Below are 8440 nucleotides of genomic sequence, written 5' to 3'. Positions count from 1 at the left end.
AGTACGAGCAGTACGACAAGACGCAGCAACGACGCCAGAAGAGTTTTGTTAGCCGCTCTAAGATGGCGGCCCATCCCAGTCACCGCCGAGCCTGATGCCATTGCACATCGAACAAGCCAGCGCCTCAGATCTGCAGGCCGTCATCTCCACCCTGCAGGAGGCTGCGCATTGGCTGCAGAACGCCGGCCGGCCCCTGTGGTCTGCCACCGAATTCGGCCCTGAGCGCGTGTCGCGCGAGGTCAGCGCCGGCGCCTACTGGCTTGCCCGGCCCGATAGGAGCCGCTCCGAGGTGGCGGGCGTGATGCGCCTGGACCTGGAAGACCCCCACTGCTGGCCCGAAATCGCGCCCGGCACCTCGGTCTATCTGCACAAGCTTGCGGTGCGCCGGACCTGGGCGGGGCAGGGCGTGTCCACCGCACTGCTCGACTTTGCGCGCGAGCGGGCGCGGGCATTGCAGCTTTCGCATCTGCGGCTGGACTGCGTGGCGGACCGCAAGGCGTTGCGCACGATCTATGAGCGCTTCGGGTTCGTGCTGCACAGCGAGGTGCCCAAGGGTAACTGGGCGTTGGCTCGGTATGAGCTGGCGGTACCGGCGTAAGCCCCGGGGAGCTACGCCGCGTTCAATCCCTCCAGCACCATCCCATTCCACTCCCGCAGCGTCCTGTCCTTTGCCTCCTGCGTCAACTGGCCCGCATCTTCCTGACGCCTGAGCTGCTCCAGCAGAGGCAGCAGGTCCTTCTGCTTCGATTGCTGCTGCAGGGGTTCGTCGATGGTGTCCACGACCTTGTTGTTCTCCACCATGATGGTGTGCAGCGACTGCGAGGCGGTATGGCTGATCAAGGCACGCACGGGCTTGTCCTTCTCGTAGGCCAGTTCCACCAGGGTGCTGCTGTGGTCCTCGACCTGGGTGTAGTAGTAGTTCTGGGTGGAGGTGTCCGAACCGAGGTCGGGTTCGCGCTTGGTGCGCAGCGAGCGGTGGAAGGCGGCAGTCAGGTCGGACGTCTGCGCCTGCGTGATGGCGCGGTTGGCAGCCGAGCCGCCCGAGATCCGGGTGGACTGTTCGAGCTTGTAGTCGAAGATGTCGATCTCGTTGGTGTGGCGCGGGTTGCTGGCGCGGCGGTTGGTCAGGATGGTGGCCTTGAAGTCCGCCAGGCCCGTGAGCAGGCTGTGGTCCTCGTCGCTGAAGGCATGGGCGTCACTGGTGATGTCGGCCGGCGTCACCCTGTCCAGGCTGCCGGCCTTTTCCGTGGCCCCGTAGCCGCCGTGCAGCGCCGAGAAGGAGGACTTGAACAAGTCCACCAGTTCCTGATTGCCGTTGCCGCGCTCTGCGGCCTTGTCCACCCGGCCCAGGTACTGCTGCACGGCTTGGGCCTTCTGCTCGGCGCTGCCCCAGATGGCGCTCTGGCGCAGGTCGGTCTTCACGCTCGCCGTGCCCTTCAAGGTCTTGATCTCGATCTCGCGGCTGTCGGCATTGGCCGTGAATCGCGTGCTCAGCACCATGGCACGGTCGCCCTTGTCGTTCAGGCCATAGAGCTCGGTCTTGAGCTCCACCTTGGTCAGGAGCTTGCTGTCGAACTTCATCAGCCCCTGAAGGTCCAGCGTGGGGGTCTCCCCCGTCAAGCCTTCAAGTGCCTGGTCGAATCCCTTGGACAGGGACTGCAGCGCCTCCTTCTCCTGGGGTGTCAGGTCGCCATCGACCTCAATCTGCACGGCGATGCCCGACCCCGTGGCGCTAGGGTTCTTTTGGTCGATGATGGAGATGCGCACCGTGGCGCCGGACTGGGTCTTGATGGTGAGGTCGGCACTGGCGCTGGGCCGGGACTGGATGGCCCACAGCGCATCGGTGGCCTTGCCCTGGATCTTGCCCGGCGAGTAGGTTGCGCCCACATTCACGATGGTCTGCCGGTAGCTGGCGCCCGTGCTGGCCACCTGCTCCAGCAGGGCCGAGCCCAGCCCGGCAAACCGGGCCTTCTCTGTGGTGGCACTGGCGTTGCGGCCGATGATCTGGTCCACCGCCGTGGTGGGTGCCTGCTCCCACACCTGCATCTGCCCGTTGCGGGTCTGCAGGTTCGCCAGTGCCTCGTAGGTCACGTCCACTGCTTCGAGGGACGCGGGGTACTGCGTGACGTGGAGAAAGCGGGTGTCGCCGGTGGCCGATGGTGCAATCGCCGGTGGGACAGATGCAGTGAATCTCGTGGCCGTGGCGACCGCTGCGCCCCCTCCACTGGAGGCTGTTGCAGGGACCGTGCTCGATGCGGTGGAGGCTTTGATGCTGGCACTCTGTGTGCCCAGGGCTGTTGCCGGAGAGGAAAGACTGACTGCACTCATTTTCTGGTTCTTGGTTTGTTGATGCGGTTCCGGTTGTTATCGGCAGGGCTTGAGAAAGCTGAAGATCCTGGCCTGTGCGAAGCTCTGCACCCTTGGAAAAATGAGGAGTGATGGCAAGCCATGGATCTGAAATTCAGCCACGTCGATGTTCTGGTCAGCAACCTGGAGGAGGCCTGCGCCTACTATGCCCGTGTCTTCAGCGCCCGGGTCTCCAAGACCCAAGTGTGGGAGCGCGGTGGCCTGCATGTGCGCTATGCCGTGGTGATGTTTGGCACCGAGCGCTTCATGCTCGTGCAGCCCATTGCCGGCAACCTGAAGGCGCTGATGGACACCCAGGGCGAGGGCACGATCTACCGCCACTGCTACGCCACCCCGGACATCGGGGCGGCCTACGATGAGTTGGTGGCCGCCGGTGTGCAGCCGGAAGACGAGCATGGCAAGCCCCTGGCGCGTGGCGATCTGCAGTCACCCAGCGGCGCGCGCATCCTGTGGCTGCCCAGGCGCTTTGGCCATTTTTCGATCGAACTGCTGGAAGAAAAAGAGCTTCAGCGCTTCATCGAGGATGCGTTTGCAGGCGTTGCATGAACCCGATGCGGCTCAGGGCCTGGCAATGAAGGCCTGTTTGCCATGCCGGTCAAAGCCTGCGGATTCATAAAACCGCAGCGTCGCCTCGTCCTTGCGCCCTGTCATCAGCATCACCTTGTAGCAGCCCTGCGCCCAGGCGAAGAACAGGGCATCGTGCAGCACCGCTTTGGCGTACCCGTGTCCGCGGTGATCGGCATGGGTCACCACGTTTTCGATCAACCCATAGGGGCGTCCACCGCGCGTGAGGTTGGGCACGATGGTGATGGTGCAACTGGAGATCAACTGGCCGTCAAGATAGGCGCCCAGGTACCGGTAGCGGTTGCTGCCCAGCAATTCCTTCCAGATATCCTCCAGTGCACCGCTGTCGGGCAGTGGCTCGTCGTCGGCATGCAGATGGGCATAGAGTTCCAGCAACTGCGGGAGCTCGGATCGTTCGATGGGGCGGATCTCCATGCGTGCATTCTGCATGGAGGGTTCAGCCTACCCGCCGCCCGCCAAACCACTCCCCCAGAAAATCCGCCAGCGCCCGCGTCTTGGCAGACAGGTCGCTCTTGGTCGGGTACACCAGCGTCACGTCCGCAGCGGGCAGTGCCCAGCCCGGCAGCACCAGCCGCAGGCGGCCTGAGGCGAGGTAGGGCGCTACGTCCCAGTGGGATCGCATGAGCACGCCGTGCCCGTCCAGCGCCCAGGTGGTGGCGGCGGCGCCATCGTTGGTGCTGAGCATGCCGCGCACCTTCACGGTCTCCTGCCGCTCGCCCTGGTGCAGGTGCCAGGTGCCGTAGGTTTCGTCGCTCTCGCGGATCACGATGCAGTGGTGGGCCAGCAGGTCGGCCGGCTGCGTGGGCTCGCCGGCCTGGGCCAGGTAGGCGGGTGAGGCGCACAGCATGCGCTGGTTGGCCATGAGGCGGCGGGCCGTGAGGCGCGAGTCGGGCAGGTCGCCAAAGCGCACGGCGGCGTCGAAGCCCTGTTCCACCAGGTTCACGGGGCGGTCGGTCAGGTGCAGTTGCACCTCCACCTCGGGGTAGGCGCGGGCAAAGGCCGACAGGGCAGGGGCGATGTGCACGCGGCCAAAGCCCAGCGTGGCGGCCAGCTTGATGAGGCCGCGCGGTGAGCTGCGGGCGCCGGCCACCGTGCGCTCCAGCGCCTCCAGGTCGCCGAGGATGCGGGCGCCGTCGAGCAGGTAGGTCTCGCCCTCGGGCGTGAGGTTGATGCGCCGGGTGGTGCGGTGCAGCAGGCGCACGCCCAGCCGGTGCTCCAGCTGGGCCAGGCGCCGGCTGACCGCGGGCGGGGTGATGCCCATCTGCTGTGCGGCAGCGGCCAGGCTGCCCTCCTTCATGAGCAGGGCAAAGAAGCGCAGGTCCGAAAAGCCGTCCATGGATGCTCTATTCGTGCTTTTAATTTATGAATGAAATGATTTTGACTGTATTTATGGCTTTGCACATCACTCATAAGATCCAACCACAACAAATAACCACCTGCAGGAGACAAACCCATGACTGATTTCCCGTCCCGTTTTCCAGGCCGCCGGCTGGCTTTGGCGGCAACCGCTGCCGCCACGGTGGCACTGCTGTCGCCCGCTGCGGCCCTGGCCCAGGCGGCAAGCTACCCCAACAAGGCCATCAAGCTCGTGGTGCCCTATGCCCCTGGCGGCAGTGCCGACATCGCCGCGCGGCTGGTGACGGACGAGTGGGGCAAGGCCCTGGGCGGCTCGCTGTTCATCGAGAACAAGGGCGGTGCCGGTGGCAACATCGGTGTGGACATGGTGGCCAAGGCCGCTCCGGACGGCTACACCATCGGCCTGCAGACCGTTTCGCTGGCCATCAACCCGGCGCTCACGGCCAAGATGCCCTACGACACCCTGAAGGACCTGGCGCCCATCGGCATGGTGGCCAGCTCGCAGCATGTGCTGGTGGTCAACAATGCGCTACCGGCGAAGAACATCAAGGAGCTGGTGGCGCTGCTCAAGGCCAAGCCGGGGCAATACTCTTACGGCTCGGCCGGGGCGGGCAGCACCTTCCACATGTCGGCCGAGCTGTTCAAGGCCGTGGCGGGCACGCCCATCGTGCACATCCCGTATCGCGGCGGCGGCCCGGCCATGATCGACACCATGTCGGGCCAGGTGGCGCTGAGCTTTCCGGTGCTGTCGGCGGCGCAGCCGCACGTGCAGGCCGGCAAGCTGCGGGCACTGGGCGTCACGGGCACCAAGCGCTCGGCGCTGATGCCTGATGTGCCCACCATTGCCGAGGCGGGCCTGCCCGGCTACGCTTTCGAGACCTGGTTCATCGTGTTCGCACCGGCCGGCACGCCCAAGCCCGTCATCGACCGGCTCAACACCACGCTGAACCAGGCGCTCAACACCCCGGCGCTCAAGGAGCGCATGGCCAAGGATGGCTTCGACCCCACGCCTTCGACCCCCGAGCAGGCCCGCGCCCGGCTTGAAAAGGAAATGCCGCAGTGGGCCAAATTGATCAAGGAGCGGGGTATCACTGCCGAATAGACCCCGCCGCAGTTCCAACGGACACCCATGACCACGACCACCCCGCTTTTCCCCGGCTTCACCCCCTACCGCGTGCCCACGCCCGACGGGCAGCACATCCACGCGCTGGTGGGCGGCAGCGGCCCGGCCCTATTGCTGCTGCACGGGCACCCGCAGACCTCGGCCATCTGGCACAAGGTGGCGCCAGTGCTGGCGCAGCACTTCACGCTGGTGCTGGCGGATTTGCGCGGGTACGGCGATTCGGCGAAACCTGCTGGCGATGCCGAGCATGCCCTCTACAGCAAGCGCACCATGGCCGCCGACATGCTGGCGGTGATGCAGCACCTGGGCCACCCGCGCTTCACCGTGCTGGCCCACGACCGCGGCGCGCGCGTGGCGCACCGCCTGGCGGCAGACCACCCGGCGGCCGTGCAGCGCATGGTGCTGCTGGACATTGCCCCCACGCTGGCCATGTACGAGCAGGCCAACAACGCCTTTGCCCGCGCCTACTGGCACTGGTTCTTTTTGATCCAGCCCGCGCCGCTGCCCGAGCGCCTGATCGAGGCCGACCCCGCTGCTTATGTGCGCGACGTGATGGGCCGGCGCAGCGCGGGCCTGGCCCCGTTCGACCCACGGGCCCTGGCCGAGTACGTGCGCTGCCTGGCACTTCCCGGCACGGCCCATGGCATCTGCGAAGACTACCGCGCCGCCGCCGGCATCGACCTGGTGCATGACCGGGCCGACCGCGACGCGGGTCGCCAGTTGGCAATGCCTCTGTTGGCCCTGTGGGGCGAGCAGGGCGTGGTGCACCAGTGTTTCAAGCCCCTGGCCGAATGGCAGCGCGTAGCGACCGACGTGCGCGGCCATGCGCTGCCCTGCGGGCACTACATCGCCGAGGAGGCGCCCGATGCGCTGCTCGACGCGGCGTTGCCCTTCCTGCTGGCCGGCCAATAAAAACGATATCTCCCCCCGATGACCATGACCATCCCCACAACGCTCTACCAGAAGCTGGTGGCATCGCACACCGTGGCCGTTCTGGACGAACAGAACGTGCTGCTCTTCTGCGACCTGCACCTGATGAACGAATACACCAGCCCCCAGGCCTTCGCCGGCCTGCATGAGGCCGGGCGCGGCGTGCCCGTGCCGGGGCAGAACGTGGCGGTGGTGAGCCACATCATCCCCACGCACCCGGTGCGCTGGCGCACCATCCAGGACCCGCCTTCGGCCCTGCAGGCCAGGAACCTCAAGGCCAACTGCGACCGCCACGGCATCCCGCTGTTCGACACCAACGACCCGCTGCAGGGCATCGAGCATGTGATCGCGCCCGAGCACGGCATGGTGCGCCCGGGCATGGTCATCATCTGCGGCGACAGCCACACCACCACCTACGGCGCGCTGGGTGCTTTGGGCTTCGGCATCGGCACGTCGGAGGTGGAGCATGTGCTGGCCACCCAGACCCTGGTCTACCGACTGGCCAAGGACATGCGGATCCGCGTGGATGGCACGCTGCCCACGGGCACCACCGCCAAGGACCTGATCCTCATGGTCATCAGCCGCATTGGCGCGCAGGGTGCGCGCGGCTATGTGGTGGAGTTCTGCGGCAGCGCCATCAGCGCGCTGTCGGTGGAAGCACGCTTCACGCTGTGCAATATGGCAGTGGAGGCGGGTGCGCGCGGCGCGCTGATCGCCCCCGATGCCACCGCCATCGACTACGTGCTGGCCAAGGCCCCCGACATCGCCGGTGACATGCGCGCGCAGGCCCTGGCCCACTGGGCCACGCTGCGTAGCGACGACGGTGCTGCGTTTGCCGTCGAGCATGTGTTCGACGCCAGCGCCGTGGCCCCCTTCGTCACCTGGGGCACCAGCCCTGACCAGGCCATGGCAATCAACGCCACCGTGCCCCGGCCCGAGGACATCACCGACGCCGTGCAGCGCAGCAGCGCCGAGCAGGCCCTGCGCTACACCGCGCTCACCGGTGGCCAGCCGCTGGCGGGCGTGCCGGTGCAGCATGTGTTCATCGGCTCGTGCACCAACGCGCGCATCGAAGACCTGCGCGAGGTGGACCGCATCGTCGGTAGCCGCCAAGTGGCCAGCGGCGTGCGCGCCATGGTCGTGCCCGGCTCGGGCGCCGTGAAGGCCCAGGCCGAGGCCGAGGGCATTGCCGAGCGCCTGGTGGCCGCTGGCTTCGAGTGGCGCCAGCCCGGCTGCTCCATGTGCCTGGCGATGAACGACGACGTGCTGGCCCCCGGCCAGCGCTGCGCATCCACCACCAATCGCAATTTCGAGGGCCGCCAGGGCCGCGGCGCCATCACCCACCTGATGAGCCCGGCCATGGCCGCCGCCGCCGCGATCACTGGCTGCATCACGGACGTCAGGACTCTGGAGGTGACTGCATGACCGCCGACAACAACACTACTGTGCGCGGCCAGGTGGCCCTGCTCGACATCGCCAACCTCGATACCGACCAGATCATGCCCAAGCAGTTCCTGCGCGGCATCGACAAGGCGGGCCTGGCGCCCGGCCTGCTGTACGACCTGCGCTTTGATGGCGCGGGCCAGCCGCGGCCCGACTTCGTGCTCAACCAGCCGGCGTTTGCCGGCACCGACGTGCTGCTGGCCGCCAGCAACTACGGCTGCGGATCGAGCCGAGAGCACGCCGTGTGGGGCATGCAGCAGTACGGCTTCAAGGCCGTGGTGGCATCGAGCTTCGGCGAGATCTTCTACTCCAACGCCATGAACAACCGCCTGCTGCTGGCCATGGTGAGCGAGCCTGATGCCCAGGCTTTCATGCAGGAGGCCCGCACCACCACAGCACCGCTGGCCATGGAGATCGATGTGGAGCAGCGCCAGGTGCGCACGGCGGGCCACAGCGCACCGTTCACCATCTCCGAGCGGCACCGGCGCATGTTCCTCGATGGGCTGGACGTGATCGGCGCGTCGCTCACTTACCAGGATCAGATCAACGCCTTTGCCGTGCGGCACTGGGCGGCGCAGCCCTGGGTGAAGGATGTGGCGCGGTTGACGCGGGACCGGCTGGGGGCGTGAGCGCACA

The 8440-nt window shown here is 66.8% G+C and carries 9 protein-coding genes; 6 read left to right on the top strand and 3 right to left on the bottom strand.

Annotated features, from left to right (window positions below; all coding sequences use genetic code 11):
• Nucleotides 1-94 precede the first annotated feature (94 nt).
• On the top strand, nt 95-598 hold the full coding sequence (locus tag ASE31_RS30260; protein ID WP_235514813.1) for a GNAT family N-acetyltransferase: 504 nt from the start codon (nt 95-97) through the stop codon (nt 596-598).
• An 11-nt stretch (nt 599-609) separates the two neighbouring features.
• Here the strand turns inward: ASE31_RS30260 and ASE31_RS30255 are convergent, their stop codons facing one another.
• Entirely contained in the window at nt 610-2091 is a 1482-nt protein-coding gene (locus tag ASE31_RS30255) for a hypothetical protein (RefSeq protein ID WP_057206896.1), read from the bottom strand.
• Between the two features lie 357 nt (nt 2092-2448).
• Here ASE31_RS30255 and ASE31_RS30250 point away from each other — a divergent pair, with 357 nt between their 5' ends.
• On the top strand, nt 2449-2913 hold the full coding sequence (locus tag ASE31_RS30250) for a VOC family protein (RefSeq protein ID WP_057206893.1): 465 nt from the start codon (nt 2449-2451) through the stop codon (nt 2911-2913).
• A 12-nt stretch (nt 2914-2925) separates the two neighbouring features.
• Here ASE31_RS30250 and ASE31_RS30245 read toward each other — a convergent pair whose 3' ends face one another.
• Together ASE31_RS30245 and ASE31_RS30240 are read right to left on the bottom strand one after the other, a co-directional pair.
• Nucleotides 2926-3381 carry a GNAT family N-acetyltransferase gene (locus tag ASE31_RS30245; RefSeq protein ID WP_235514812.1) on the bottom strand — a complete coding sequence of 152 codons (456 nt, stop codon included), beginning with the start codon at nt 3379-3381 and terminating at the stop codon, nt 2926-2928.
• Nucleotides 3382-3388: 7 nt separating this feature from the next.
• Nucleotides 3389-4288 (bottom strand): LysR family transcriptional regulator, encoded by a 900-nt coding sequence (locus tag ASE31_RS30240; RefSeq protein ID WP_057206889.1) that lies wholly within the window; start codon nt 4286-4288, stop codon nt 3389-3391.
• Nucleotides 4289-4405: 117 nt separating this feature from the next.
• On the opposite strand from ASE31_RS30240, the gene ASE31_RS30235 reads away from it, so the two are divergent.
• The 4 genes from ASE31_RS30235 to leuD are packed head-to-tail and all read left to right on the top strand — an operon-like array spanning nt 4406 to nt 8433.
• Nucleotides 4406-5410 carry a tripartite tricarboxylate transporter substrate binding protein gene (locus ASE31_RS30235; RefSeq protein WP_057206887.1) on the top strand — a complete coding sequence of 335 codons (1005 nt, stop codon included), beginning with the start codon at nt 4406-4408 and terminating at the stop codon, nt 5408-5410.
• A gap of 27 nt (nt 5411-5437) precedes the next feature.
• Nucleotides 5438-6343 carry an alpha/beta fold hydrolase gene (locus ASE31_RS30230; RefSeq protein ID WP_057206886.1) on the top strand — a complete coding sequence of 302 codons (906 nt, stop codon included), beginning with the start codon at nt 5438-5440 and terminating at the stop codon, nt 6341-6343.
• A 24-nt stretch (nt 6344-6367) separates the two neighbouring features.
• A complete protein-coding gene (gene leuC / locus ASE31_RS30225) occupies nt 6368-7786 on the top strand; it encodes a 3-isopropylmalate dehydratase large subunit (protein ID WP_057207098.1) in 1419 nt (472 codons plus the stop codon).
• Entirely contained in the window at nt 7783-8433 is a 651-nt protein-coding gene (gene leuD / locus ASE31_RS30220) for a 3-isopropylmalate dehydratase small subunit (RefSeq protein WP_057206884.1), read from the top strand. Before leuC ends, leuD begins: the two co-directional genes overlap by 4 nt.
• Nucleotides 8434-8440: the final 7 nt, after the last annotated feature.

The organism is Acidovorax sp. Root217, from assembly GCF_001428645.1.
Lineage (GTDB): Bacteria > Pseudomonadota > Gammaproteobacteria > Burkholderiales > Burkholderiaceae_C > Acidovorax.
Note: the sequence above shows the minus strand (reverse complement) of the source record. Positions and strands in the feature narration are given on the sequence as shown.

Coding starts and splice junctions, on each gene's coding strand:
- ASE31_RS30260 (WP_235514813.1), top strand. CDS start 95: ATGCCATTGCACATCGAACAAGCCAGCGCCTCAGATCTGCAGGCCGTC.
- ASE31_RS30250 (WP_057206893.1), top strand. CDS start 2,449: ATGGATCTGAAATTCAGCCACGTCGATGTTCTGGTCAGCAACCTGGAG.
- ASE31_RS30245 (WP_235514812.1), bottom strand. CDS start 3,381: ATGCAGAATGCACGCATGGAGATCCGCCCCATCGAACGATCCGAGCTC.
- ASE31_RS30240 (WP_057206889.1), bottom strand. CDS start 4,288: ATGGACGGCTTTTCGGACCTGCGCTTCTTTGCCCTGCTCATGAAGGAG.
- ASE31_RS30235 (WP_057206887.1), top strand. CDS start 4,406: ATGACTGATTTCCCGTCCCGTTTTCCAGGCCGCCGGCTGGCTTTGGCG.
- ASE31_RS30230 (WP_057206886.1), top strand. CDS start 5,438: ATGACCACGACCACCCCGCTTTTCCCCGGCTTCACCCCCTACCGCGTG.
- leuC (WP_057207098.1), top strand. CDS start 6,368: ATGACCATCCCCACAACGCTCTACCAGAAGCTGGTGGCATCGCACACC.
- leuD (WP_057206884.1), top strand. CDS start 7,783: ATGACCGCCGACAACAACACTACTGTGCGCGGCCAGGTGGCCCTGCTC.